This window comes from Candidatus Palauibacter sp. (genome assembly GCF_965208055.1).
In the GTDB taxonomy this organism is placed as follows: Bacteria; Gemmatimonadota; Gemmatimonadetes; order Palauibacterales; family Palauibacteraceae; genus Palauibacter.
Window position 1 is genome coordinate 240,001 of sequence record NZ_CBDBNY010000004.1, and the last position, 24,309, is coordinate 264,309.

A 24,309-nucleotide genomic window follows, 5' to 3' on the forward strand; every position below is an offset into this window, starting at 1 on the left:
AGGACCAAGTGTCAGGAATCCCCGATTGTTGGCTTGGACCCGAACGGTCCCAGGCAGTTGAGCAGGTCTCGACAGGCGCTCAGCGTTGCAGAGGCCGTTCCGGGGCCCGGGTCACGGTCAACCCCAGAGGTTCGAGGCACTACCGCTTTACGATGCCGACCGGATGCGATGGGTTGTGCGCGTCAGGCGATGCGATAGGAACGCAGCGGCAGCGCGTTGGCTTCCAGCGTGGAGAGGTCCAGACGGGTCGAGGCGCGATCGATATCGAACCCGACGATGTGACCGCGGGCATCCAGGTCGAGCTGGACTCCGTCGGCGACCTCGCGCGTTTCGGTGCCCGGACCGTCCTGGAACTCGACGTAAAGGCTGTCGGTTTCGGGATAGTAGTGCAGTTTCATCGTGTTCCCCTTCTGAAGCCGCGATCGAAGAAAGCGTTGTGGATGGTCTCGCCGTCTCAAGCGTCACAACCCGAAGGATGCGCGGAACAGTTTCGCCAGGCCGCGCGATCTCGCCCCAGTAGCGGACGCGCCCATCCACCTGCACCTCCCGCCGGATTGGCGCGGCGATCACCCGAAGGCACCACTCCGGACGGATGTAGGGCCTCTTGCGGCGGACCTGTTCTTCGAAGGCGGCCAGGATCTCGTGGTTTCGTCAACGGAGCTGTTGACAACGAATCTGTTGACGAGCAGCGGTCGACGGCGGGTTCGAGCCGTTCCACCTGTACAGCATGCGGCAGGCGATCGAGGAGGGCTTCATCCTCGATGTTCTCGCCAACTACACCACATACTCGGCCTACTGGCGCCTCTTCAAGACGATCGAGGACGACTCGCGCTACGAGAAGGGCAAGGCCGCCTACCTGCTCAAGTCCTTCGTCGAACTGCACCCGCACGCGATCGGTCGGAAGGTCAAGATCATGGTCGACCACTTCGCCGAACGGGTGCAGGACAGGATCGGCGGCAGGGCCAAGGCGATGATCGTCACCCGCTCCCGCCTGCACGCCGCGCGCTACAAGCTCGCCGTGGACGCCTATCTGGCGGAGAAGGGGTATTCCTGGAAGTGCCTGGTCGCCTTCTCCGGCAAGGTGAACGAAGAGGGGAAGGAATACACCGAACCGGCATGAACTCGGCCGAGGGACCGCACCTGATCGGAGAGCAGCAGACGGCGGCCGAGTTCGCCAAGCCCGAGTACCGGTTCCTCGTCGTGGCAAACAAGTTCCAGACGGGCTTCGACCAGCCACTCCTCCACACCATGTACGTGGACAAGAAGCTTGGCGGCGTGAACGCCGTGCAGACGCTCTCGCGCCTCAACCGGACCCATCCCGGCAAGGACGAGACGGCCGTCCTCGATTTCGCCAACGAAGCCGACCACATCCGCGAGGCGTTCGAACCCTACGAGGCATCATCTCTTGCCAGCCAGTGCCCGACAGTGCCGAGGCGCTCGAAGGGAGGGCTCCGTAACTCGACGAAGTCCGGCTGGCCGCCGGAATCCGGACCTTTAGCGAGCGCGAGGTCGAACCAGCGGTCCTTGTTCTCGTCGAAGAAGCGTTCGGCAGCGGACATAACCAGAGGTGAGTGGGTGGTCACGACCACCTGCATGTCGAGTTGTACGCCGAGTTCGGACACGGCATCGACCGCGGCTGCGAGCGAATGGATAATCATCCGCTGCCAGCGCGGGTGCAGATGGCTTTCGATCTCGTCCACGAGGAGAACGATCCCCTCGCAGGCGTCGCGACCGAGGCGCCGGGCAGCCAGGCGGTGCTCTCGCCAAGTCAAAGCGAGCATGTAGGCGAGGCTCGCGACCCGACGCATCCCCGCCGACGCGTGGAGGATGGGCACGGGACCGGCATACCGGGTGATGATCGTCGGGATGTCGCGCGAGTCCGAGAGCGAGATCCTCGTCGGCTCGCCAACCTGGACCGGACCGAGAAAGGCTTCCTCAGCAACTGCGTTGAGCACGGCCATCATCCGGTCGTGATCGCGGTTTCGGGCCGCGGACCATTTTACCCAGTCGCTGATCAGGCCGTTGCACAAATGCACCGTCTTGCCCCGGTCCTTGACCGAGGATCCGTTGTACACCTCGTCCGGGGTGAGGACCAAGGCCGGTCGTCGCTTTGGGCGGCCGTCCTGGCGCGGCGGACCGTGCCGCAACGGGTCCCACGAGGAGAACGACCCGTCGGCGTGGGCGTAGACCACCAGGTTGGTGGCGAAGGGCTCCTTGAAATCAACGTGGAACGGATCGACCGATTGGTCCGGCCGCACCTCAATGGTGCCCTCGCTCGAGGCCGGTATCCAAGCCTCCTCCGAGGGTTTGTACGTTACCTCGAACGCCGCACCCCGTTCGGGCTCTCGAACCCACGCCGTGATGCTCGCGGTCTCGGTCGGATCGCGCGGCTCGGCCATGTACCCGGTACCCATCCCGCTGTTGACCTGCTGCGGCCAAGTGCGGGTCAGCACCCACCAGATCACGTCGAGAAGGAAGCTCTTCCCCAGACCGTTGTCACCGGTGACGATGTTGAACCGAGGAGCCAGCTCCATCACCATCCGGGGAGCGGGCCCGACGTTTTCGAGGCGGAGCTTGCCAACCAACCGCGGGCTCTTTGCTCCGTTGGGGCTGTGCAAGGTCTGGACTCCTCATGGCTGCGGGACGCGGGTGCCGCCGTTTCCGTCCACGCGTCGACGGGCCCGATGTCCTCGATGTTGGTCAGCACGTCGGCGCTCGTCGCGGTCTCCTACGCCGCGAGATCGAGCTCCCCCTCCTCCGGCCCGATCCGTCTCCGCCGCTCGACCGAGAGGAGCCGCCTCCCTCACAGCTCGCCGGAGGCGGTCCTCAGCTCCCGGTGCCCGGCCCCGTCGGCGGCGGCCGTCTCCCAAGCGCCCCGGAAGCCGCCGAGCCAGCCGTACCGCGGCACCTTGAGCAGATAGGAGGCGCCGAGCGACTCCAGGCACCGCGCGGTGGACTTGGAGAAGCACCCCTTGTCCAGCCGCACGGCGATGTCCCGCACCCCCGCCTCCCTCAGGCGGGCCACCAGCGCGGTCAGCCACGCCTCGGCCCCCCGGCCGTGTGCGCGCTACCCGGCCGCCAGCGCACCCCGAGGCAGTCGCCCGTCTCCAGGACGTAGGCCAGCAACGGATGGTGCGAGGGACGGCCCGGCTTCTTCGGGTTGTAGCCCTTCTCCGCCCCGGCCTGTCTCAGCCCGTAGCGCACCACCACGGTCGAGTCCATGACGATCGTCGCCCACCGGGGCGCCCCGCCGGCCATCTCCCAGCGCCGCCGCACCATCCGCCACAGCAGCTCGTCGAGAAGAGGGGACAGCACCGGAGCCGCGCCCCGCAGCCAGCGCCCGAACGTGGCCGGGTGCGGCACCCGCGTCTAGCTGAAGATGCGGCGCACGCCCCGCCGCCCGAGAAGCGGCAGGTCGTCCATCACCCCGCCGCCGTACAGGAGCAGCGCCACCCACAGCTCGACCATCAGCGACGGCCGGTAGCGGGCCGGGGACGTTCCCGGTCCGGTCGTCGATCCAACGGCCCATCCCCAGCGCGTCCCACAGCCTCCGCACCACGACCCGGCCGCCCGCGTCGGTGATCCGTCCGCCGCCGCCGCGGACCCTCAGCGCCGCCGCCGATCCTTGCACGTGCGGGCGCCGTCCGGTATAGTCGTTTCCACGCACCATTCGGGTGTCCTCCGTGACGCGGTGAACCTTCCTCAGTCCACCATGAACGTAAGGCCCCGGATGGTGCTTTTCCATAGTCCGACACTATGATCTCGCTACCGTCAAGGCTTCCGCGGCCCGGCCGCGGGTGCCCCGCCGGACGAGATCCAAGCCCATGATTGCAGGATCCGGGGTAAAGCTCCCCCAACTGTGGGTGTCACTCCAAGCCTGCTAACGGAGGAATGATGGCGCAGGACAATAACGACCACGACCTGTTTTACTTCATGCAGCAAGTAAGCGCAGAGATTGCCTCTGAGTACGAACGCATCCGGAGAAGCGCTTCCGAGGATCCCGGAACAGCAGGAGACCAAGGGGAAGAAAACTGGGCTGCGATACTGCGCGATTGGCTTCCTCGCACATACGAAGTAGTTACCAAAGGTCGTATCATCAACGAACATGGCCAAACCAGCCGTCAAGTGGACGTTCTCGTTCTGGAGGATTTTTACCCCAGAAAGCTGCTCGACAAAAAACGCTACCTCGCCTGCGGCGTGGCTGCGGCGTTTGAGTGCAAGACTACAGTCAGACCGGAACACATCACTGAAGCGGTTAAGACCGGCGTCGCAATCAAACGATTGTTGCCGGAACGGCACGGAACGCCTTACCGGGAGCTTCACGCCCCGATCCTGTACGGTATACTCGCCCACTCCCACGATTGGAAAAGTCCACACTCTCGTCCAGCAGACAATGTATCTAAGCATCTCATTGGAGCGGAGCGCAGGTACGTCGCACACCCCCGGGAGCACATGGATCTACTTTGCATCGCCGATCTTGGAACATGGTCTACTTTGAAGACAAGTTTCATACACCCGGATACCCTCAAAATCATTGCTGAAGACAACGCGAACGGCCCCGACCCGAGATCAAATCTACCTGACCCGAGCCAGGATCCGCGATACGCAAAAGGCGTCACACAGACCAGCTACGTTCAATTCCCGACAAACCAAGAACCACAAAACCACACGCCGATAGGCAGCCTAATAGCGCTTCTATCCGCAAAGCTGGCGTGGACAAACCCTGCGTTGCGCGAACTCGCCAGTTACTACGAGGCAATCAGCATGATGGGGTCAGGATTTGGTTTTACTCGCTGGTGGCCCTCAGTTGAAGTGTACAGCGCGAACCTACTCGCGGAATTACATGCCGGAATGCGGAACCCTTTGACGATGGCGGAACCTTTCAATCGCGAGACGATGTTCTTCTGAAGAGCCACGCAAGACGGAACTGACCGTCGTGATCTCCTCGCTCGTGGCAAGCCGCGCAAGACCGTGCTGACCACCGTCATGCGCATGCTGATCGTGCTCGCCAACACGTTGATGAAGGAGGACCGAGAGGGGATGCCATCGGCCCTCTGCTCGAGCGCCAGGACATGACGGGCAGGCACCGCGCGCAGTCACCCGCCGAAGGCGCGGATCGCACGTCCGTGCCGACGCAGCACGCGCTGCGGCCCCCGGCACCGGACCACCGCCGTCACGCCACAGCCCGGTGCGGCCGCACCGAAACGCCAAGCCGGCAGGCTGCACACCTGTGCGCGTCTGTGCCCCGATCCGCACCCCTGCCAACATGGAGCTCCATGTCCGGGTACTCCGCACCGTTGACATAGCGGGCGCATACGCCTTCCAACCATTCACCCCGGATCCTGCGTTGGCGCATAGTCGGGCGGCCTGAGGGCGATTATGGTCGGCGATTGCGGCGACTTGGCGCGGCCGGTGTCGTTTTTGGGACCGAACCGGACCTCGGCGGGGTGTCGGCGGGGCTCGGGATGGGTCCGGGGCGGCTCGCGGAGACACGGGGAGCCGGCGCCGCGGCGCCTTCGGGTGGCAATCCCTGTTCGAGACGGCGAAGAAACACCTGGGTTACGTTGGGAATGTCAAGAGGGATGCTAACGTTCTGGCCGGGAATAAAAGCTTGGAAGAGTTAACCGACATCCTTGCGGCGGTAGCTACCTGTCAGCCGTCTCCGGGAGTCGGCATCCAGCTTGTAGCTCCGACCTTGCGGGTCAAGGATCTCCCATCCCCGTCCTTCATCTCTCAAGTGCTCCTCACATTCCTTCAGGGACGGGGCGGGACGGCTTCGGCCACGGTCTCGCCCTCGTGAGCGGGCTTCGCCTCCATGGCGAAAGGTAGTCCGCGACTTCGCGGGATCGGGCGGACCGTTCAACGGTCTTCGGTGGATGATCGCCACCGAGTTCTGAAGTCAAGTCGGCGCGTGAGTTCGAACGTGTTGCACGTCTCTATGCCCAGTCGATGGGCGGCGTCCGGAAGATGACGATTCGCCCGGGTCTTCCTCGGTTTGGAAACCTCCGTGGTGACGATGCAGTGATTTCTCGCGTCACGGAGCGCGTATGCGATCAGGAAGGGATCTCTCCCAAGCTGGTCGATCTCCGTATCGGTGAGGTCAGCGGCATATCCGCGCCGGATCGCCCGCCGTACATCGGCGGGACGGGCCTCCGCGTCGAGCATCAAGGCGCCCTTGACCTCGCGCTCCTTGACCCATTGCGCGAGGTCGTCGTTCCCTCGCTTCACTTCGTCATGAATCTCGGCCGGGATCTTCACGCTACCGCTCTGGGCGTGGCGCAGCAGCCATTGCCAGAACTCGGGCACGCGCTCGATGGGATAGTAGTCGCGATTCGCATCGATCAGGACGTTGGCGTCGAGAAGGTACAGCAAGGGTACGCTATTCCCTGTTCCGCTACGGTCCGGCCACGAGCATGTGTACGGTCTTGGGCCGCACGCCCAGTACGCGCCCGGCCTTGGTGGTCGTGAGCGCGCCCGACGCCATGAGCTGGCCCGTCAGCGCGACGAGGCTCGAGCCCAACTGATGCTTCATCTGCCGGTAGTACCCGGGACCGCCCGTCTGCGTCTTCATTCTGCCGCGGCGGCGTTTCCGGCCCCTCAGCCATTGGGTTCGAAAAAGTCCGCTGACCTCGTTCCAGAGCGTTTCATCGATCCTGCCTGCGCGAAACAGTCTGTACGCCAGCATCGAGGAGCTGACGTTGAACTCCGCCGCGCGCGCGCTGATGGCGCTCGCCCAGGCCGATACGTCGGTTTCGTCCGCCACTCGGAAATCGGTGAAGTCCGCATCGGGAAGCAGATACTCCGACGCCACGTCGTTGCAGAACCGCTCGACGGGGCTCCCGGGAAGACCACCGCTGACACCCGTCTGTCCGAGCCACAGGTGCGCCAGTTCGTGGAGCAGAGTGAAGCACCGGGCGCCGGATGAGTCGTGAGGGTTGACGACAACGAAGGGAGCGATCTCGTCCGCCAGCGCCATGCCCCGGAAGACCTCGACTTCGATGTTGGTGTGATGGCTGCCCAGATTCCCCGCCAGCAACACGAAAACACCCGTTTCCTCCACCCGGGCGCGCAGCAGGCGGAACGCTGCGTCCCGGCCTTGCGCCGCCCGGAACGCGTCTGTCGGCAACCCCAGCGTTTCCCTCAGCGAGGCGAGGACGGCCGGGACTCCATCGTCGAGCGACACCGAGCCGATGAACGGGAGGGGTTCGGCGTCCTCGTCCAGAAGGGCCGACTTCAGCAACTCCTGGCGAGCCAGAAGTCGCCGCGCCAGAGCATCGAGCAGCGCCTCCTCCCCGCTCGACCGACGGGCCGACACCGTGCGGAAGTCCGTTCCCCTCTCACCCTTCGGAGGGGGTTGCTTAAGGTAGAAGGTTACGAGCGGGCGCCGGTACTGTGCGGCCATCTTCGACAGCATGGCCCGCGTGGGCGCATCCGCGCCTTCCTCAAGAGCTCGGAGACGATCGGCCGGCGAAGTCCCGCGGGCGGCTTTCAGTCCGAGCTTCGCGATGGCCTCCGCCGGACCGAGACCCGCGGATTCCCTCGCCCATCGGAGCACTTCCGGATTGACTTGCGGCAATGGCGTCTTCCCGATCAAAGGTGGCCCGCTGCGTTATCGCCGCGCCGGATCGGCTGGCGGAGGCGCATCACAGTCTACGGCCGGACGTCACCTGACGCTCAACCGGCGACGCCGTTGGTTCTACTCGGCGACGCCCTTCTCGTTCAGGACCTCCCACACCCGGTCGGGGGTGATCGGGATGTCCAGGTGCGTCACGCCGAGGTGCGCCAGCGCGTCCACCACGGCGTTGGCGATCGCCGGCGGCGCGCCCACCGTGGCCGATTCGCCGACGCCCTTGGCGCCGAGCGGGTGGTGGGGTGACGGCGTGATCGTGTGGCCCGTCTCCCAGGCCGGGGTCTCCATGGAGGTCGGGATGAGGTAGTCCATGAACGAGCCGGCAAGGTTGTTGCCGTCCTCGTCGTAGGTCATCTCCTCGAACAGGGCGGGGCCGATGCCCTGGGTGAGGCCGCCGTGGATCTGGCCCTGCACGATCATGGGGTTGATGATGTTGCCGCAGTCGTCGACCGCCACGAAGCGGCGTACCGTCACCTCGCCCGTGCCGCGGTCGATGTCCACCACGCAGATGTACGTCCCGAAGGGGAAGGTGAGGTTGGGCGGGTCGTAGTAGTTCGTCGCCTCCATCCCCGGCTCCATCCCTTCGGGCAGGTTCGTGTAGGCGGCGAAGGCGCAGTCCTGGATCGTCACGGACCGGTCGGGGGCGCCCTTTACGGAGAACTTCCCGGGCTCCCACTCGAGGTCCTCCTCGCTCACCTCCATCAGGTGGGCGGCGATCTTCGCGGCCTTGGCGCGGATCTGGCGGGCGGCCATCGCTCCCGCGGCGCCGGCGGTCGGGGTCGAGCGGCTGGCGTAGGTGCCCAGTCCGTACGGGGCGGTGTCGGTGTCGCCCTCCTCGACCTGGACGTGGGCGGCGGGGAGTCCGAGTTCCTCGGCGATGATCTGCGCGTAGGTGGTCTCGTGGCCCTGGCCCTGCGACTTGGTGCCGAAGCGGGCGATCGCCTTCCCGGTGGGGTGCACGCGCACCTCGGCGGAGTCGAACATCTTGATGCCGAGGATGTCGAAGTCCTTCGACGGTCCCGCGCCCAGCACCTCGGTGAAGCTGCACACGCCGATCCCCATCAATTCGCCGCGCTCGCGCTTCTCCGCCTGCTCCCGGCGCAGGTCGTCGTAGCCGATCATCTCCTTCGCCTTGTCCATCGCGGCCTGGTAGTCTCCGCTGTCGTACTCCCAGCCCAGCGGCGACTGGTAGGGGAAGGCCTCCTTCGGGATGAAGTTCTCCTCGCGCAGTTGCGCCGGATCCTTCCCGATCTTGTGCGCCAGCGTGTCCACGACGCGCTCCATGCAGTGCACGGCCTCGGTCACGCGGAAGGAGCAGCGGTAGGCGACGCCGCCCGGCGGCTTGTTCGTGTAGACCGCGTCCACCTCGGCGTAGGCCTGCTCCATGTCGTACGAGCCGGTGCAGATGGAGAAGAGGCCGGCCGGAAACTTGGACGGCGCGGCCTGGGCGTCGGCGTAGCCGTGGTCCGCGAGCGTCTTGATGCGGAGGCCCCGGATCTTCCCGTCGGCGTCGGCCGCGAGTTCGGCATCCATGTGGTAGTCGCGCGCGAACGAGTCGGCCTGGAGGTTCTCCATCCGGTCCTCGATCCACTTGACGGGCTTGCCGAGCACGACGGAGGCCGCGATCGCGATCACGTAGCCCGGATAGACCGGCACCTTGCCGCCGAAGCCGCCCCCGATGTCGGGCGACACGACGCGGATCTTCTCCTCGGAAAGCCCGACGTGTCCGGCCACGAGCGCGAGCACGGTGCGGATGGCGTGCGGCGCCTGCGTCGTCATGTAGACGGTGAGGTGGCCCTCGACGGGGTTGAAGTCGGCCACGCAGCCGCACGTCTCGATCGAGGCCACGTGGATGCGCGGCACGTGCATGCGCTCGCGCACGACGACGTCCGCGTCCTCGAACACCTTGTCGGTGGCGGCTTTGTCGCCGGCCTCCCAGTGCCAGATGCGGTTGTCGGTCTGGCCCTCCTTGTCGGTCCGGAGGACGGGGGCGTTTTCATCGAGTGCCTTGAAGGGGTCGATGACGGGCTTCATGGGCTCGTAGTCGACCTCGACCGCGGCGACCCCGTCGGCGGCCGCGTAGCGCGACGTCGCGATGACGGCCGCGACCTCCTGCGCCTGGTACATGACGGTGTCCGTGGGGAGCACCATCTGGGTGTCCGACATCAGCGTCGGCATCCAGTGCAGGTTGTAGGCCTCGAGGTCCTTGCCGGTGAGGACGGCGAGCACGCCGGGGACCTCCAGCGCCTTGCTCGAGTCGATGCCGTTGATCTTCCCGTAGGCGACCGGGCTGCGGACGATGTCGAGCCACAGCATGTCCGGGAGGACGATGTCGTCGATGTAGTTGCCCTTGCCCTGCAGGAAGCGCGGATCCTCCTTGCGCTTCATGGAGTGCCCCATGCCGCAGATGTCGGCGGAAGTCTTCGGTGCCATCAGCTGTCCTCCCCGTCGGTCGCGGCGTTCGCGGTTTCGGCGGCGGCCGCGCCCAGCTTCTCGGCGGCGTACTGAACCGCCTTCACGATGTTCACGTAGCCGGTGCAGCGGCAGAGATTGCCGGAGATCGCCTCGCGGATCTCCCCTTCGCTCGGGTTCGGGTTCCCCTCGAGGAGAGCCGCGCCGGTCATGAGCATGCCCGGCGTGCAGAAGCCGCACTGGAGTCCGTGCTTCTCCCAGAAGCCCTCCTGGAGCGCGTGCATGCCGTCGGCGCCGGCGAGTCCTTCCACGGTCCCGATCTCGGCGCCGTCGGCCTGCACGGCGAGGACGGTGCACGACTTGGTCGGCTGCCCGTCGAGCAGCACGGTACAGGCGCCGCAGTGGGTCGTGTCGCAGCCGATGTGGGTGCCCGTGAGCCGCAACTCGTCGCGGATCAGGTGGACGAGGAGCGTGCGCGATTCGACCTCCGCCGCGTGCGCCTCGCCGTTCACGGTGACGCTGATCTGATGTGTCGCCATCGCTCTATCCTCCCGCTCGCGCGAGCGCTTGACGTATGGCTCTCGCCGTCAGCACGCGGGCCATGTTCCTCTTGTATTGGACGGAACCGCGACGGTCCTCGACCGGCTCCGTGACGTCGGCGGCGGCCTGGGCGGCGGCCGCGATGACATCGTCCGCGTCGGGCGCCTTCGTGATCGCGTCGCGGACCCGGCCGATGGCGCCCCGGAGCCCGCCCGGCGGTGCGAGGGTCGCGCCGGTGAGCGTCTCCTCGGCGGCGGTCGCCCGAAGGGGGGCGAAGCCGAGGTTCGTGAGCCCGACGCCGGCCTTCGTCACCTTCCCGTCGTCGTCCAGCGTGAGCTGTACCGCGACCCCCGCCACCGCGTAGTCGCCCACCTTGCGCTCCAGCTTGACGTAGGCGCCGCCGCTGCCGGCCGGCGGCACGGGGATGTGGAGTTCGGTGAGGATCTCGTCTTCCCCCAGGGCCGTCATGAACAGGCCGTGGAAGAAGTCATCGATGTCGATCGTGCGTTCCCCGCCCGGTCCCGTTGCGACGACATGGGCGCGCAGCGCGAGCATCGTCGCCGGGTGGTCGTTCGCGGGGTCGCCGTGGGCGATGTTGCCGCACACCGTGGCGCGGTTGCGCACGAGCGGGTCCGCGATCACGCGGGCGGTGTCGAGCAGGATCGGATAGCGCTCCGCCACCGTCCGGGACTCCTCGAGTTGCGTCTCGGTCACGAGCGCCCCGATGCGCAGGCAGCCGTCCCGCTCCTCGATCGTGTCGAGTCCGGGGATGCCTCCGATGTCGATGATGTTCGCGGGAGAGGCGAGACGAAGCTTCATCATCGGGAGGAGGCTCTGGCCGCCCGACATCACCTTCGCGTCGTCCAGTTCACCGAGGAGGCCGAGCGCCTCGTCCAGTCCGCCCGGCGCATGGTAGTCGAACTGCGGGGGAATCATGCCTCTGCCTCCTTCGCCTGACTTTCAATCGCCCTGGTGAGTCTTCCGACGAACTCCTGCAGCATCCGTTTGGAGACGACCTGGGTCATGCCGCGGCCGAGCTGCGCGAGGATCCCGGAGACGGTCACGTCCGAGTCCATCGTCACCTCGGCCCCGCCATCGGGAAGCGCCACGACCCGGCTGTTCATCGTCATGTCTGCCGTACCCATGCCGGCCTTGCCCTGGCCCCGCGCGCGGATGACTGCGGAGCGCTCGTCTTCGTTCAACAAGAAGGATACGGTGCCGGTATACGCCGCCACGAGGGGGCCCACCTTGACGGTCATGCCGCCCTCCCACGTCGTGTCGTCGATCTGCTCCGTGATTTCCGCCCCCGGCAGCAGTTCCGAGAGCTGTCGCGGGTCGGAGAGAATCGCCCACACGTCGGCGGCGGGCGCGTCGATCGTGAACCCTTCCTCGATCTTCATCCGGCTTCCTCGGTTGTCCTCAATGGATTGATTCAGCCCGTCGGCTGAGGCTGGTACCGCTGGATGTTGATCCGATCTTCGCCCTTGCGCGCCTGCACGAGGTCGTAGCTGCTCTGCCGCCGCAGCCAGAACTCGGCGTTCGACCAGCCCGCCTTCTCCAGCCGGATGGCCATCTCGGGCGAAATCGCCGCGTGGCCGTTCAGGACGCGAGAAAGCGTGTGGCGGGCGACGCCGAGCACCCGGGCCGCTTCGGTGACGTTCAGGCCGAGCGGGTCCAGGCAGTTCTCCCGGATGCTGCGACCGGGATGTGGGGGATTCTCCATCGCCATGTTCGCTGCCTCCGTCAGTGGTAGTCGACCAGTACCCCGTAGCGGTACGCGGATCAACCCGAAGGTCCGGCCACGCCGAGGCCTCACGAGTGATCTGCTGCGGGGCGCGGGAGATAAGCCTCGGGTGTGGCGTCGAAGCGGCTGCGACAGCCCTCGCAGCAGAAGTAGACGGGTTCCCCCCCGAAGAACGAGGAGGGAGAGCCCGATACCGAGACGGTCATCCCGCACACAGGATCGGTCGCCCGCGCCTCGCTCGCCTCTTGATCCCCCGAGTCTGCCCACGCGTGACCGGGTCCGGCCACCCCTGACTCCCTCGGTTGCGCCTCGAGTTGGACGATCTCCGCCAGAATGCTGACGGCGATCTCCTCGGGGCTCTCGGCCCCGATATCGAGGCCGGCGGGGCCCCGCACGCGGGAGATCTCGTCGGAGTCGGCTCCGTGCGCGGCCAGCACGCGGCGTACCTCCTCCATGCGGGTGGGGGAGGCGATCACGCCGAGATAGTTCGGCGCGGCGGCCGCCAACTCCGCGAGCGAGCGCTCGTCACGCCGTCCCATGGTGGCGACGACCCCGTACAGCTTCCATCCGCGGGGGCGTTCGGCGTAGCGTGCCGCCGTCTCCGCGAGGTCGTCCACGACCTCATCGGCCGCCTCCGCCAGAGCCTCGTCCCCGGCGCCCTCGGCCACGGTCGCGTATCCCATCGCGCCGCCAAGGCGCACGAGCGCGAGGGCGACGGGCGAACTTCCCGCCACGATCAGGACGGGAGCCGGCAGAACCGGATTCACGTGCACTTCCACCTTCCCTCCGCTGCTGCAGGACATGGGCACGGGGACCAGGTCGTCCGGGCGCCCGGGACCCGAACCGAAGGCGAGGAGCCTCGGCTCACCCCGGTCCAGGGTCTCCAGCGCGTGGCGGATCACCTCCGACCGGGTGCAACTGCCGCCGATCCAGCCGTGCATGACGCCGTCCGCCGAGACCAGCGCCATGTTGCCCGGCTTGCCGCTCGTGGGGCGCTCGCTGCGCACCACCGTCGCGAGCGCATACGGCTGGCGCTCGGCCGTCAGCCGCCCCGCGAGATCGAGCAGGTCGCGATTCACGAGACCTCGCCGGAGCGGGAGCCGACCCCGGCGAACGCCCGCCGCGCGGATTCGTAATCGTCAGGCCGGTCGAGGTCTCGCAGCCGGTCGACCGGCCACTCCACGTGGACCGCCCGCTCGTGGTGCCGCCGGACGACCTCGCGCCCGCACCCCGCCTTCATGCGCGACACCTCGCCGAAGAGGCCGCGGCCGTAGAGGATCGGCGGCGCATTGACCTCGCCCCCGTAGCGCGATGCGACGAGCGGCGCGCCGGTCTCAGCGTGGCGTTCCACCAGCGTGCGCACCATGCGCGCCGTGACGAACGGCATGTCGCACAGCATGACGACAGCCGCCCCGCAAGCCGCCGGCGCCGCAGCGACTCCGCAGGCCACGGAAGTCTGGATGCCGGTCGCGTGATCGGGGTTGAAGACCGGTGTGCAGGCGAGATCCTCGACCTCCCGTTCGATGGCCTCCCGGAATTGTCCCATGACGAGGATGACGGGGTCGAGGCCGGCTTCGGTCGCGAGGCGGACGGCTCGGCGCACGAGCGTCTCCCCGCCGATCTCCAGCAGGAGCTTGTTGTGGCCCATGCGGGTGGAAGACCCGGCGGCCAGCACGATCCCCGCGATTCCGGTTTCAGCGATCCTGGGTTCAGCTATCCTGCGCTCGTCGGACATGGGCTCCAGAATAGGCTGCCGCCGGACACCCCCGCGAGACCGGCCGCCCACGGCGAAAGCCCGGCAGCTCACGCAACAAAACTCCGGAGGGACTGCTATGCCTCGTAGAGTCCGCAGGCGAAGATGCCGGGGATCTCGAAGGGCAGCGGCCCGAGTTCTCTCGTGAAGCGTTCGCCGAGGTCCATCATCGTGATGCTCTCCAGCGTGCGGAAGCCCGCCTCCGCCATCAGTTCGCTCATCTCCTCCGGACTGTAGTCGGAGTGCATCGGCTCGCCCCGCTTCGCGACGTACGCCTTGAGAGCCGCGCGCTTCTCGCGGTGCTCGGGCCCGGCGGTTGCGTCGTCGAGCATGTGGTCGAGCACGAAGCGCGAACCGGGGGCGACCGCTTGCGAGATCGAGCGCGCGGTGGCGGCGATGACCTCGGTGGGCAGGTAGTAGGTGACGCCGAGCAGCGAGAGGAACGCAGGCCGGCCGGCGTCGAAGGAGGAAGTCGCGAGCGCCTCCATCACGGGCACCTCCCCGAGATCCGCCGCGACGAAGTGCAGTCCCGGCGGCGGTTCCACCCCCATCCGCCGCAGCCGCTCCCGCTTCAAGGCCTGCATGGCGGGCAGGTCGATCTCGAACACCTGGAGGCGCCGCATCAGGTCGGCCCGGCGGAGCGCGAACGAGTCCAGGCCGGCTCCGATGATCGCGTACTGCGCGATCCCGTCGCGGAGGGCCGCTTCCAGCGCCTGCTCCGCGTAACGCGCCCGGATCAGCACCCCCAGCATGCTCGGCCGCAGGTCCCGCAGCGCGTGGTTGATCAGGAACCAGGAGACGGGCCGCAGCCTGGCGAGGAGACGCAGATGCCACCCGCACAGGCCGAGAGCATGGGGATCCTCGACGAGACGCACGCGGTCCCGCTGGTGGAGCGCTCGCATCGCGGCGACGAGTTCGGCGGTCGTGGCTCGCGTCTTCATCCGTTCCGATCACTCCGGGCGCCGCGACGGCGTCGGCGTCCGGCGAGGCCGCGCGCCACGGCGACGCCCGAGAGAATGACGGCGGCGCCGGCGAGTTGCTGCACCGTGGGCGTTTCGTCCAGCCACATCCACGCCGTGGCGAGCGCGATCACGGGGACGAGGTTCTGATACACCGCCGTCCGGCTCTGTCCGATCGTGCGTACGCCGCGCGACCACAGCAGGTAGGCGATCGCGATCCCGAAGATCCCCGTGTAGGCCGTCCCGAACCAGATCCCCACCGGGACCGCACTCCAGTCCACCCGCGTCAGATCCGGGATCCCGGCGACGACGATGAAGGGAAGGGCGGCCCAGATCGTCCACGCCGTCACCTCCAGCGCCCCGCGCCGCTTCGTCAGGCGCCGCCCGAACACCGTGAAGGCCGCCCATGAGAGCGCGGCTGCGAGGACGAGCAGATCCCCGAGACCGGCCCCGCCGACTTCCTGGGTGCCGCCGGTGATCAGGATCGCCATGCCGGCCAGCGTCGCGACGACGCCGAACAGGATCGCGAAGCTGAAGCGCTCACGCCCCAGCGCGGAGGCGATGAGGAGCACCCACACGGGACTCGTGGAGAGGAGGAGCGCCGCGTTCCCGGTCAGCGTGAGGTCGATCCCGTAGATGAAGGCGGCCTGGAAGACCACGTGTCCCACCAGGCCGAGCCCCAGCACCCGCGGCCACTCGCTCCGCGGCGGGAGGACCGGGCGCCCCGTAGCCCGGAGCAGGACCAGGACCGCCAGCGCCGCGAACGGGAAGCGCAGCGCGTTGAACGCGAGCGGATCGAACCAGCGCAGGATGATCTTCACGACGGAGAAGTTGATGCCCCAGATGATCGCCGTGAGCAGGAGCCCGAGATCCACCGTGAGATCGCGCCCGCGCCGCCGCTCGCTCCGGCCGCCCTTCGAGTTCGTCAATCCGCAAGGCCGTGGGGTGAGGACAAAGTGTCCCCGGCAGGAACCCGGGGATGGGACGGGATGGAGTATATTCCGGCCGGAAGGACTGCGGGAGTCGAACGCACACGCCCCGGCGAAGCGAGCGTCGCGATGAATAACGAGTTCATGGAGCGGGCCATAAGCCTGTCGGAGCGCAGCATGGAAGAGGGCGGCGGGCCGTTCGGCGCCGTCGTGGTGAAGGACGGCGAGATCGTGGCGGAGGGGACCAACCGCGTCACGCCGGACAACGATCCCACCGCCCACGCCGAAGTCCAGGCGATCCGACAGGCCTGCGACCGTCTGAACAGCTTCGACCTCGGCGGCTGCGAGATCTACGCGAGCTGCGAGCCGTGCCCGATGTGTCTGGGAGCGATCTACTGGAGCCGGATCCGCCGCGTGTACTACTCCAACACCCGAGAGGACGCGGCGCGCATCCGGTTCAGCGATGAGGACATCTACGACGAAATGGCCAGACCCCTGAGCGAGCGCAGGATCGTCTCACTCGTCCGGATCCCCTCCGACCGAGCGCGGAAAGCCTTCGAGCGCTGGACCCGCAAGCAGGACAAGACCGCATATTAGTTGACTTTCGCTGGTCACCCCGGTAGAACTGCCTGCACGACAACTCATCGAGACCGGTTGAGGGACAGGCCCGTTGACGCCGGGGCAACCTGTGGGAAGTGGCATTCCCACAAAGGTGCCAACTCCTGCGGTGGATTCGCGTCCGCCGTGAAGATGAACCGCCCGCCGCCCTTCAGGTGGCAGCCAGCAGCATCAGGGTGTCGAATCTCCGGAGTCCGATGAGGTAAACTCGAGACTCGGGGAAGTCATCATGGCCAGCCGCTCTTCCGCTCGCGTTGCCTCGCATGCCGCGTCCGCCTCGCACGGTGCGTCCGCCTCGCCTGCCGCGCCCGCTCCGCATGCCGCGCCGCCATCTCCCGTCACCCGCACCGTGCGTGCCGGGATCGGAGCCGACACGACCCATCGGGCGGTCATGCCGCCGATCCATCTCTCAACGAACTTCGTCTTCGACGCTCCGGGTGTGTACGCGAAGTACGACTACACCCGCACTGCCAACCCGACGCGCGATCTCGCGGCCGAAGCCATCGCCGCACTCGAGGGAGGGTGCGGCGCGGTGGTGACCTCTTCCGGGATGTCGGCGATCGCCGTGGCGACGCGCCTGCTCTCGGCGGGCGATCTGCTCCTGGCGCCCCGCGACTGCTACGGCGGCAGCTACCGCCTCTTCTCCGCCGAGGCGGACCGTGGCACGTATCGCGTCCGGTTCGTCGACCCGTGGGACCCGGAGTCGCGCAGGCTCGCCCGCCGACTCCGGCCGCGGATGATCTGGATCGAGACCCCCAGCAATCCACACCTGCGCATCACGGACATCGCCGCGTGGGCGCGGGTGGCGCGCGACATCGGGGCGATCTGCGTGGCCGACAACACCTTTCTCTCGCCCGTCAACCAGCGTCCGCTGGAGTTCGGCGCCGATCTCGTCGTGCACTCGACGACGAAGTTCCTGAACGGGCACGGCGATGTGGTGGGCGGCGCGGTGGTCGCGGCCGACGCGGACCTGCTCGAAGATGTCGCCTGGTGGACGAACGCCATGGGCGCCTCGGGGGCTCCGTTCGACGCGTATCTCACGCTCAGGGGCATGCGGACCCTCCACGCGCGCAGCCGCGTCCACGAGGCGAACGCGCTCCGCGTCGTGGATCTGCTGGACCGCAGCGACACCGTCATCCGCGTCCATCATCCGAGCCTGCCGGATCATCCCGGGCACGATATCGCGCGGCGGCAGCAGACGGGGTGGGGCAGTCTTGTTTCGTTCGAACTGCGCGGAGGACGGGAGGCGGTGGAGGCGTTCGTGGACGGGATCGAGCACTTCGCGCTGGCGGAGTCTCTGGGCGGCGTGGAGAGCCTGGTCACGCACCCGTGGACGATGACGCACGCGTCGATGGATGAACCGGCGCGCGTGGCGGCGGGGATCGGCGAGGGGCTGCTTCGGTTGTCGGTAGGGATCGAGGCCTTTGAGGACCTGGAAGCCGATCTGAAGCGGGCGCTCTCCCGCGCGGAGGCGGTGGCCGTGCCCACCGGCGAAGCAGCGGCCCGGACAATGTAGGGGCGCGGACCTCCGGGGCGCCCGCTGGCTAACGCGCGGCGCCTACCAGCGTCTCGATCACCACGCCGGCCAGCCTCGGCAGGTGGTCGCGCATCCGCGAATCGTCGGAGTTGACCTGGATCGAGACGGCCACGCCGTGTTCCGGGTAGTACGCGAGGAGCGAATTGTAGCCGGGCCAGAAGCCCCCGTGGCCGTACGTGAGCCCGTGTTCGCTCTCGGCGACGGACACCGCGAGGCCGTATCCCAGGTGCGGTTGCGTGCTGTCCGTTGGAAAGCCGACCTCGAGCAACTGCGGAAGGTCGTCTCCCTCGATCGCCTCGCCCTCGTACAAGAGCTTCGCCCAGCGCACCATCGCCTGCGGATTGTTCACGAGGCCGCCGCCCGTCCACTCCTGAAGGGGATGGAGGATGAGCTGGCCGTCCACCACGACCTCGAGCGGCGTGTCGTAAAGCTCTGAGCTCCGGTGCGCGTAGCCCTGGGCGAGGCCGGGCAGGTCGCGCCGGTCCGCCGCAAGCGTAAGATCGAGACGGAGCGGTTCGAGGAAGAACTCGTCGAGCAGATCGTAGTACGCGCGGCCCGTCGCCTCTTCGATCGCGAGGCCCGCCAGCGTGTAGTGCACGTCGCTGTAGTGGTATCCCCCGCCGGCGGGGAAGAGCGGCTCGGCGTCGAGCACAGTCTCGGCGATGAACTCCTCCGGGGTCATGTAGGCGTCGGGATCCCGGAACACCTCGCTCAGCCGCACGGCGAAGTCCGGATCCTCGAAGTACGGCTGGATCATGCCGGCCGTGTGGTTGAGGAGGTTGCGCACCGTGAGGTCCGCGTGATTCGGCACCCGGGGGAACCACTCCTCGTCACCGAGCCAGGTCGACACCGGCGCGTCGAGATCCAGCTCTCCGTTCATCGCCAACTGCAGGGCGACGGCCGCGACGTAGGTCTTCCCGATGCTGCCCGAGCCCATGCGCATGTCCGGCGTCATCGGGATGTCGTCGTCCACGTCCGACTCACCGGTGGCGAAGCCGAACACGCGCCCGTCCGGGAGGATGAACGCGGCGGTCGCCCCCGGGAAGTTCTCGTCGGTCTCCTGGGCCTGCGTCCACGCCGCGTCGAGTTCGGCCTGAAAGGCTTCGACCAGCGCCGCCGTCGCTTCCGGCGACAGCGAGGGCTGAGCCTCGAGCGCGCCCTCCTGGACCGAATCCGGCGCCGTCCCGCAGGCCAGCGTGAGGCAGACCCCCAGGACGGTCAGACGCGGATCGAGGACTTGGGCAGCGTTCATCATGGAAGGATCTCCCGTGCCTATGTGTCGGGTTTACGGGCCGAGTGCCCCCAGCGGGATCACGCTCACGCCGTCCGGACGAACGTATCCGAAGCCGCGCTCGACGATCACGCCGAGGGCGGCGGGTTCGCCGCATCGGCTCGTATCGACTCGGTCGACGAACTTCAGAAGTGAGCGCGCCGCATCGTCGATCCGGCCCAGGCCGAGCTTGATCTCGAACGCCGCCCACCGACCGGGGCCGGCGTCAACGATGGCATCTACCTCGAGATGCGTGTCATCGCGGTAGTGGCGTACGCGCGCGCCCATGGCTTGCGCATAGACCCGCAGATCCCGGACCACCAGCGATTCGAAGAGGAGGCCGAACCAGGAAAAGTCGCGGAAGAGTTGTTCCGGTCCCGCGTCGAGCGCCGCCACGGCGATGGAGGGATCCACGAAGTGCCGTTTCGGGCGGACTTGAATCCGCGAACGGGACCTCGAGTGAGACGCCCACGCCGGCTGGTCCTCCACCACCATGAGGCGTTCGAGGCCGGTGAGGTAGGAACGCGCCGTGTGGCCCGTCATCCGCGGATCGTCCGGGCCGGCGACATCGCGTGTGATCGTCGCGAGGGATGCATGGGTCGCGACGTTTCGAGCCAGCGAGTGCAGGAAGCGGCGGACTCGTTCCGGATCCCGCCGCACTCCGTCCACGCGCTTGAGATCGGCACGGCAGATGTCTTCTACGTAGCTTCGGTTCACGCGCATCGCCTCGTCAGGCGATGAATGGAGGTGCCCCGGCCAGCCACCCACGCAAACCATTTCTGCCAGATCGTTTACGGTCAGGTCGGTCGAGGGACTCTGTGACGGCGCGCCTCCGATCATGTGCGCGAGCGACACGCGGCCCGTGCTGCGCCCGAGTTCGAACAACGACATGGGACGCAGACGCAGGCGGATGATGCGTCCGGCACCGGTGTGGCGTGTGATGTCGTCAGGTGGAACCGCCGATCCGGTAAGGATGAAGTGCCCCTTTCCGGGATGCGCATCTACGGCGCGGCGAATGTGATTCCAGACCACCGGAGCGGTTTGCCATTCATCGATCAGGCGGGGAGTCGTGCCTTCGAGCACGAGGTCGGGGTTGACCGCGATCATGTCCTGGGCGGCTCGGTCCACATCCAGAAAGACTTCGCTCTCGGCCATCTGCTGGGCGGTCGCCGTCTTCCCGCAGGCTCGCGGACCCTCGATCAGAACCGCTCCGGCCGCCGCCAGGCACTCTCCCAGTTCCCGGTCTGCCACGCGAGGCCGGTATCCGGCGGCTCCGGCTCGCTCCTCGTCAGATTTTGGTTCCATGCCCGGCCGCTCCCGGATTCCATGGTTCAACGGACCGGCGATGGTTGCAGAATAGCGGTTCGGAAACATGTTTTCAACGTTTCAGTAGGCATGTTTTCGGTGTTTTCGGAGACATGTTTTCGATGGCTTGGGAGACAGATTTCCAGAGCTGTCGGCGCATTCCTTCGCAAAGAAACAAAAGCAATTCGGAACAGGGTGCCCGGCGTCGTCTTGCGCGGGCATTTGCGCGGCGCAGTTTGCGGCGGAAGCCCGTCATCTCCCCGTCTCCGAGGCAGTACCATGAAGACAGCCCGAGTTGTTGCGCTCTCCGCGGCAGGCCTCCTCTTCGGCGCCACGACCGGCGCGTCGGCCGGCGCCGCCCAGTCCGCGCTCGAGACGGCGATCTCCCACCTCGAGTACCGGGAGCTCGGCCCGGCCCTCATGGGGGGGCGCATCGCCGACATCGCCGTGGTCGAAGCCAAGCCGCAGATCTTCTATCTCGGCACCGCCAGCGGCGGGCTGTGGAAGACGGAGAACCACGGCACGTCCTGGACCCCGCTCTTCGACGACCAGCCGACGAGTTCGATCGGGGACGTGACCCTGCACCAGGCGAACCCGAACCTCGTCTGGGTGGGGACGGGCGAGCCGCAGAACCGTCAGTCCTCCCCGTGGGGGAACGGCGCCTACAAGTCGACGGACGGCGGAAACACGTGGCTGCACATGGGGCTCGAGGCGACGAAGCACATCGCCCGCATCCTCATTCACCCGCGGAACCCGGACATCGTCCATGTGGCCGCGATGGGAGACCTCTGGGGTTCGAACCCCGAGCGCGGCGTCTTCCGGACGCAGGACGGCGGCGAGACGTGGGAGAAGGTCCTCTACGTCGACGATCACACGGGGGCGATCGATCTGGCCATGGATCCCGCCGACCCGAACACGATCTTCGCGGCCATGTACCAGCGGCAGCGGACGGGCTGGGGATTCAACGGCGGAGGCCCGGGGAGCGGTCTCTACCGGACGGTGGACGGCGGCGACACCTGGACGGAACTCACCGAGGGCCTTCCGGAGGGTGACAAGGGCCGCATCGGGATCGACATCTACCGGCAGGACGGGAACCTCGTCTACGCCCTCGTCGAGGCCGACCCGCGGCGGCCGGGGCAGGGCTTCGGGGGCGGGGGCGGCGGCCCGCGCCGGGGCGGGATCTTCCGCTCCACGGACCGCGGCGAGACGTGGGAGAAGATGTCGGACACCAACCCGCGTCCCATGTACTACTCCCAGGTCCGCATCGACCCGAGCAACCCCGACCGCATCTACGTGCTGGGGACGCAGCTCGCGATCTCCGATGACGGGGGCCGGACGTTCCGGAACGACGGGGCCGTGCAGATCCACGTCGACCATCACCAGCTCTGGATCAACCCGGAGGATCCCGACCACCTGATCCTGGGGAGCGACGGCGGGGTGGCCGCGTCGTGGGACGGGGCCGCGCACTGGCGCATGTTCGACAACATCGCGCTGGGCCAGTTCTACGCCATCGGGTTCGACATGCGCACGCCCTACGCGGTGTGCGGCGGGCTTCAGGACAACGACGCGTGGTGCGGACCGTCGAACACGCGTTCCTTCCACGGCATCCGGAACCAGGACTGGTACGAGACGGCGTACGGCGACGGCTTCTTCACGATCGTCGACCCCACCGACTCCACCATCGTGTACTCCGAGTCGCAGGGCGGGAACATGAACCGCTACGACCTGACGACGGGGGAGAAGATCCCCATGCGTCCCATCGTCGGACCGCGCGCGGACGGGGACACGACGAAGGCTTACCGCTACAACTGGAACTCGCCGCTCCTCCTCTCGCCGCACGACCCGGCCACGGTCTACCTGGGCGCGAACTACCTGCTGCGCTCGCGGGACTACGGGATGTCGTGGGAGGAGGTCGGCGGCCTCGACCTCACGAAGCAGATCGACCGCGAGGAACTCGAGATCATGGGCGTCCCCGGCTCCGAGCCGCAGATGTCGCTCAACGACGGGATATCGAACTACGGGAACCTCACTGCCGTGGAGGAGTCGCCCCTTGTGCCGGGGCTCATCTACGCGGGGACGGACGACGGGAACCTGCAGGTGTCGCGCGATGACGGGGAGACGTGGGAGAACGTCGTCGACCGCATCCCGGGCCTGCCCGAGCGGACATACGTGAGCCGGGTGGAGCCGTCCAACCACGCCGAGGGCCGGGTGTACGCGACCTTCGACGGGCACCGCAACGGCGACTACGCGGCCTACGCCTACGTGAGCGAGGACTACGGGCAGAGCTGGCGGGCGATCGCGAACGGGCTGCCGGACGGATGGTCCGTGAACGTGATCGTCGAGCACCACCGCGCGCCGAATCTCCTCTTCACCGGGAACGAGGTCGGCGTCTTCGTCTCCGTGGACCGCGGCGAGAGCTGGGTGCAGCTTAAGAACAACCTGCCGACCGTGCCGGTGGACGACATCCTCATCCATCCGCGCGAGAACGACCTCATTGTGGGCACGCACGGCCGCAGCCTCTACATCCTCGCCGACGTGGCGCCGCTCGAAGCGCTGTCGGAGGGCATGCTGGCCGAGGCGGGAGGCGTGTTCGGCGACCATTCGATCATGTGGACGGAAAAGGGGGACTGGCCCTTCTACGGCGCCACCTACAGTGCGCCGAACCCGCCGCGCGGGGCTCGGATCCGCTACTACCTGCGCGACGCTCCCGAAGAGACCATGGTGGAGGACGACGAGGAAGACGACGAGGAGGGCGAACACGAGGACGGCGATGACGACGGTGACGGCGACGGCGACGAAGGCGAGCAGGAGGCCGACGACGCGGACGACGACGGAGACGGTGACGCGTTCGCGCTGAAGATCGCCGACGCCTCGGGGGTACACGTACGTACGCTGGAGGCGCCCTCGGAGGTCGGCATCAACGAGGTGATCTGGGACTGGCGTCACGACGCGCCGTACGAGCGTGAGGGCGGCGGCGGTCCGGGCGGCGGTGGCGGCTTCTTCTTCGGCGGCGCGCCGCCGGGTCCGATCGTCCTCCCGGGCACGTACACGGTGAGCATGGAGGCGGGCGGCGAGACGTTCTCGGCCGAGGTCGAAGTCGTCGCGGAACCGCGCCGGCCGATGAGCCGCGCGGACCGCATGGCGCGGCAGGAGGCGCTTATGAGCCTCCACGCCATGGCGGGCCCGATCTACGAGGCGGGGCAAACCCTCGACGCGCTCGAGGAGCAGTTGTCCGCGGCGGAGGAACTGATCGAGGGCGCGGATGAGGCGCCGGAGGGACTGGAAGAGGAGCTTGAGGCGATCGAGGAGGAGATCGAGGAGATCCGCGACGAACTGGCGGAGGCGCGCCGGAACGCGGGCGTCGCGAACGCGATCCAGGGTTCCTCCACGGTCCCGACCGCGGACCACCTGTGGCAGGTGGACGAGGTCTGGAACGTGATGCCGGAGTTGCTGGATCGGCTCAACGTGCTCATCGAGACGCGCGTGCCGGCGCTGAACGCCCAGTTGTACGCGGAAGGCGTGCGGCCGTCCGCGCGTGAACCGATCGCCCTGCCGGACCGGCCGGGCGGCTGACGAGCGGCCGACGGGCGGCCGAACCACGGCACCGATAGA

At 67.4% G+C, this 24,309-nt stretch carries 23 protein-coding genes, 2 pseudogenes and 1 riboswitch; of the genes and pseudogenes, 6 read left to right on the top strand and 19 right to left on the bottom strand.

What is annotated here, in order from left to right:
* Positions 1-182: 182 nt before the first annotated feature.
* Together ACOGXI_RS01310 and ACOGXI_RS01315 are read right to left on the bottom strand one after the other, a co-directional pair.
* The gene (locus ACOGXI_RS01310) at positions 183-398 is read right to left on the bottom strand and encodes a DUF2283 domain-containing protein (RefSeq protein ID WP_419937104.1); all 216 of its coding nucleotides are present in this window, start codon (positions 396-398) and stop codon (positions 183-185) included.
* Positions 395-639: pseudogene (locus ACOGXI_RS01315) on the bottom strand (hypothetical protein). The gene ACOGXI_RS01310 and the pseudogene ACOGXI_RS01315 overlap by 4 nt, the downstream one beginning before the upstream one ends.
* An 88-nt stretch (positions 640-727) precedes the next feature.
* Between ACOGXI_RS01315 and ACOGXI_RS01320 the strand changes: the two are divergent.
* Entirely contained in the window at positions 728-1,120 is a 393-nt protein-coding gene (locus tag ACOGXI_RS01320) for a hypothetical protein (protein ID WP_419937105.1), read from the top strand.
* Positions 1,117-1,290: pseudogene (locus ACOGXI_RS01325) on the top strand (type I restriction enzyme subunit R domain-containing protein); the annotation flags it as partial. The gene ACOGXI_RS01320 and the pseudogene ACOGXI_RS01325, both read left to right, overlap by 4 nt.
* 98 nt (positions 1,291-1,388) lie before the next feature.
* On the opposite strand, the gene ACOGXI_RS01330 reads toward ACOGXI_RS01325, so the two are convergent.
* The 3 genes from ACOGXI_RS01330 to ACOGXI_RS01340 form a co-directional block, all read right to left on the bottom strand.
* Entirely contained in the window at positions 1,389-2,534 is a 1,146-nt protein-coding gene (locus ACOGXI_RS01330) for an AAA family ATPase (protein WP_419937106.1), read from the bottom strand.
* 269 nt (positions 2,535-2,803) lie between these two features.
* Positions 2,804-3,025, bottom strand: coding sequence for a hypothetical protein (locus ACOGXI_RS01335; RefSeq protein ID WP_419937107.1), 222 nt, complete (start codon positions 3,023-3,025; stop codon positions 2,804-2,806).
* A gap of 8 nt (positions 3,026-3,033) precedes the next feature.
* Positions 3,034-3,363, bottom strand: coding sequence for a hypothetical protein (locus ACOGXI_RS01340; RefSeq protein WP_419937108.1), 330 nt, complete (start codon positions 3,361-3,363; stop codon positions 3,034-3,036).
* 531 nt (positions 3,364-3,894) lie between these two features.
* On the opposite strand from ACOGXI_RS01340, the gene ACOGXI_RS01345 reads away from it, so the two are divergent.
* On the top strand, positions 3,895-4,908 hold the full coding sequence (locus tag ACOGXI_RS01345) for a DUF6602 domain-containing protein (RefSeq protein WP_419937109.1): 1,014 nt from the start codon (positions 3,895-3,897) through the stop codon (positions 4,906-4,908).
* 951 nt (positions 4,909-5,859) lie between these two features.
* Here ACOGXI_RS01345 and ACOGXI_RS01350 read toward each other — a convergent pair.
* The 11 genes from ACOGXI_RS01350 to ACOGXI_RS01400 form a co-directional block, all read right to left on the bottom strand.
* Positions 5,860-6,372, bottom strand: a complete 513-nt coding sequence (locus ACOGXI_RS01350; protein ID WP_419937110.1) for a DUF4411 family protein — start codon at positions 6,370-6,372, stop codon at positions 5,860-5,862.
* A gap of 22 nt (positions 6,373-6,394) precedes the next feature.
* Positions 6,395-7,576 carry an ImmA/IrrE family metallo-endopeptidase gene (locus ACOGXI_RS01355; protein ID WP_419937111.1) on the bottom strand — a complete coding sequence of 394 codons (1,182 nt, stop codon included), beginning with the start codon at positions 7,574-7,576 and terminating at the stop codon, positions 6,395-6,397.
* Between the two features lie 120 nt (positions 7,577-7,696).
* Positions 7,697-10,063 (bottom strand): aerobic carbon-monoxide dehydrogenase large subunit, encoded by a 2,367-nt coding sequence (locus tag ACOGXI_RS01360; RefSeq protein WP_419937112.1) that lies wholly within the window; start codon positions 10,061-10,063, stop codon positions 7,697-7,699.
* Complete coding sequence (locus ACOGXI_RS01365) at positions 10,063-10,581, bottom strand: (2Fe-2S)-binding protein (RefSeq protein ID WP_419937113.1); 519 nt, start codon at positions 10,579-10,581, stop codon at positions 10,063-10,065. Before ACOGXI_RS01365 ends, ACOGXI_RS01360 begins: the two co-directional genes overlap by 1 nt.
* A 4-nt stretch (positions 10,582-10,585) precedes the next feature.
* Positions 10,586-11,518, bottom strand: a complete 933-nt coding sequence (locus ACOGXI_RS01370; RefSeq protein ID WP_419937114.1) for an FAD binding domain-containing protein — start codon at positions 11,516-11,518, stop codon at positions 10,586-10,588.
* Positions 11,515-11,982: a CoxG family protein gene (locus ACOGXI_RS01375; protein WP_419937115.1), complete on the bottom strand. Its 468-nt coding sequence runs from the start codon at positions 11,980-11,982 to the stop codon at positions 11,515-11,517. Before ACOGXI_RS01375 ends, ACOGXI_RS01370 begins: the two co-directional genes overlap by 4 nt.
* 32 nt (positions 11,983-12,014) lie before the next feature.
* Positions 12,015-12,311, bottom strand: coding sequence for a HigA family addiction module antitoxin (locus tag ACOGXI_RS01380; protein ID WP_419937116.1), 297 nt, complete (start codon positions 12,309-12,311; stop codon positions 12,015-12,017).
* A gap of 83 nt (positions 12,312-12,394) precedes the next feature.
* Positions 12,395-13,405, bottom strand: coding sequence for an XdhC family protein (locus tag ACOGXI_RS01385; RefSeq protein WP_419937117.1), 1,011 nt, complete (start codon positions 13,403-13,405; stop codon positions 12,395-12,397).
* The gene (locus ACOGXI_RS01390) at positions 13,402-14,061 is read right to left on the bottom strand and encodes a nucleotidyltransferase family protein (RefSeq protein WP_419937118.1); all 660 of its coding nucleotides are present in this window, start codon (positions 14,059-14,061) and stop codon (positions 13,402-13,404) included. The genes ACOGXI_RS01385 and ACOGXI_RS01390 overlap by 4 nt, the downstream gene beginning before the upstream one ends.
* 95 nt (positions 14,062-14,156) lie before the next feature.
* Entirely contained in the window at positions 14,157-15,020 is an 864-nt protein-coding gene (locus ACOGXI_RS01395) for a class I SAM-dependent methyltransferase (protein ID WP_419937119.1), read from the bottom strand.
* Complete coding sequence (locus tag ACOGXI_RS01400; RefSeq protein ID WP_419937120.1) at positions 15,017-15,967, bottom strand: DMT family transporter; 951 nt, start codon at positions 15,965-15,967, stop codon at positions 15,017-15,019. The genes ACOGXI_RS01395 and ACOGXI_RS01400 overlap by 4 nt, the downstream gene beginning before the upstream one ends.
* A 129-nt stretch (positions 15,968-16,096) precedes the next feature.
* Here ACOGXI_RS01400 and ACOGXI_RS01405 point away from each other — a divergent pair, with 129 nt between their 5' ends.
* On the top strand, positions 16,097-16,564 hold the full coding sequence (locus tag ACOGXI_RS01405) for a nucleoside deaminase (RefSeq protein WP_419937121.1): 468 nt from the start codon (positions 16,097-16,099) through the stop codon (positions 16,562-16,564).
* Between the two features lie 41 nt (positions 16,565-16,605).
* Positions 16,606-16,724, top strand: a riboswitch (SAM riboswitch).
* A 32-nt stretch (positions 16,725-16,756) separates the two neighbouring features.
* Here ACOGXI_RS01405 and ACOGXI_RS01410 read toward each other — a convergent pair.
* Positions 16,757-16,978, bottom strand: coding sequence for a hypothetical protein (locus ACOGXI_RS01410; protein ID WP_419937122.1), 222 nt, complete (start codon positions 16,976-16,978; stop codon positions 16,757-16,759).
* Here ACOGXI_RS01410 and ACOGXI_RS01415 point away from each other — a divergent pair.
* Complete coding sequence (locus tag ACOGXI_RS01415; RefSeq protein ID WP_419937123.1) at positions 16,977-18,101, top strand: trans-sulfuration enzyme family protein; 1,125 nt, start codon at positions 16,977-16,979, stop codon at positions 18,099-18,101. The genes ACOGXI_RS01410 and ACOGXI_RS01415 overlap by 2 nt on opposite strands.
* Before the next feature lie 28 nt (positions 18,102-18,129).
* On the opposite strand, the gene ACOGXI_RS01420 is transcribed toward ACOGXI_RS01415, so the two are convergent.
* Together ACOGXI_RS01420 and ACOGXI_RS01425 are read right to left on the bottom strand one after the other, a co-directional pair.
* Positions 18,130-19,377 (bottom strand): serine hydrolase domain-containing protein, encoded by a 1,248-nt coding sequence (locus ACOGXI_RS01420; protein WP_419937124.1) that lies wholly within the window; start codon positions 19,375-19,377, stop codon positions 18,130-18,132.
* A gap of 30 nt (positions 19,378-19,407) precedes the next feature.
* Positions 19,408-20,697, bottom strand: coding sequence for an ATP-binding protein (locus tag ACOGXI_RS01425; protein WP_419937125.1), 1,290 nt, complete (start codon positions 20,695-20,697; stop codon positions 19,408-19,410).
* Between the two features lie 279 nt (positions 20,698-20,976).
* Between ACOGXI_RS01425 and ACOGXI_RS01430 the strand changes: the two genes are divergently transcribed.
* Positions 20,977-24,270 (top strand): WD40/YVTN/BNR-like repeat-containing protein, encoded by a 3,294-nt coding sequence (locus ACOGXI_RS01430; protein WP_419937126.1) that lies wholly within the window; start codon positions 20,977-20,979, stop codon positions 24,268-24,270.
* The last annotated feature ends 39 nt before the right edge of the window (positions 24,271-24,309 follow it).

Coding starts and splice junctions, on each gene's coding strand:
- ACOGXI_RS01410 (WP_419937122.1), bottom strand. CDS start 16,978: ATGACCGCCCGATGGGTCGTGTCGGCTCCGATCCCGGCACGCACGGTG.
- ACOGXI_RS01420 (WP_419937124.1), bottom strand. CDS start 19,377: ATGATGAACGCTGCCCAAGTCCTCGATCCGCGTCTGACCGTCCTGGGG.
- ACOGXI_RS01320 (WP_419937105.1), top strand. CDS start 728: ATGCGGCAGGCGATCGAGGAGGGCTTCATCCTCGATGTTCTCGCCAAC.
- ACOGXI_RS01425 (WP_419937125.1), bottom strand. CDS start 20,697: ATGGAACCAAAATCTGACGAGGAGCGAGCCGGAGCCGCCGGATACCGG.
- ACOGXI_RS01370 (WP_419937114.1), bottom strand. CDS start 11,518: ATGATTCCCCCGCAGTTCGACTACCATGCGCCGGGCGGACTGGACGAG.
- ACOGXI_RS01405 (WP_419937121.1), top strand. CDS start 16,097: ATGAATAACGAGTTCATGGAGCGGGCCATAAGCCTGTCGGAGCGCAGC.
- ACOGXI_RS01375 (WP_419937115.1), bottom strand. CDS start 11,982: ATGAAGATCGAGGAAGGGTTCACGATCGACGCGCCCGCCGCCGACGTG.
- ACOGXI_RS01345 (WP_419937109.1), top strand. CDS start 3,895: ATGGCGCAGGACAATAACGACCACGACCTGTTTTACTTCATGCAGCAA.
- ACOGXI_RS01310 (WP_419937104.1), bottom strand. CDS start 398: ATGAAACTGCACTACTATCCCGAAACCGACAGCCTTTACGTCGAGTTC.
- ACOGXI_RS01395 (WP_419937119.1), bottom strand. CDS start 15,020: ATGAAGACGCGAGCCACGACCGCCGAACTCGTCGCCGCGATGCGAGCG.
- ACOGXI_RS01365 (WP_419937113.1), bottom strand. CDS start 10,581: ATGGCGACACATCAGATCAGCGTCACCGTGAACGGCGAGGCGCACGCG.
- ACOGXI_RS01430 (WP_419937126.1), top strand. CDS start 20,977: ATGAAGACAGCCCGAGTTGTTGCGCTCTCCGCGGCAGGCCTCCTCTTC.
- ACOGXI_RS01390 (WP_419937118.1), bottom strand. CDS start 14,061: ATGTCCGACGAGCGCAGGATAGCTGAACCCAGGATCGCTGAAACCGGA.
- ACOGXI_RS01380 (WP_419937116.1), bottom strand. CDS start 12,311: ATGGCGATGGAGAATCCCCCACATCCCGGTCGCAGCATCCGGGAGAAC.
- ACOGXI_RS01330 (WP_419937106.1), bottom strand. CDS start 2,534: ATGGAGCTGGCTCCTCGGTTCAACATCGTCACCGGTGACAACGGTCTG.
- ACOGXI_RS01360 (WP_419937112.1), bottom strand. CDS start 10,063: ATGGCACCGAAGACTTCCGCCGACATCTGCGGCATGGGGCACTCCATG.
- ACOGXI_RS01415 (WP_419937123.1), top strand. CDS start 16,977: ATGCCGCCGATCCATCTCTCAACGAACTTCGTCTTCGACGCTCCGGGT.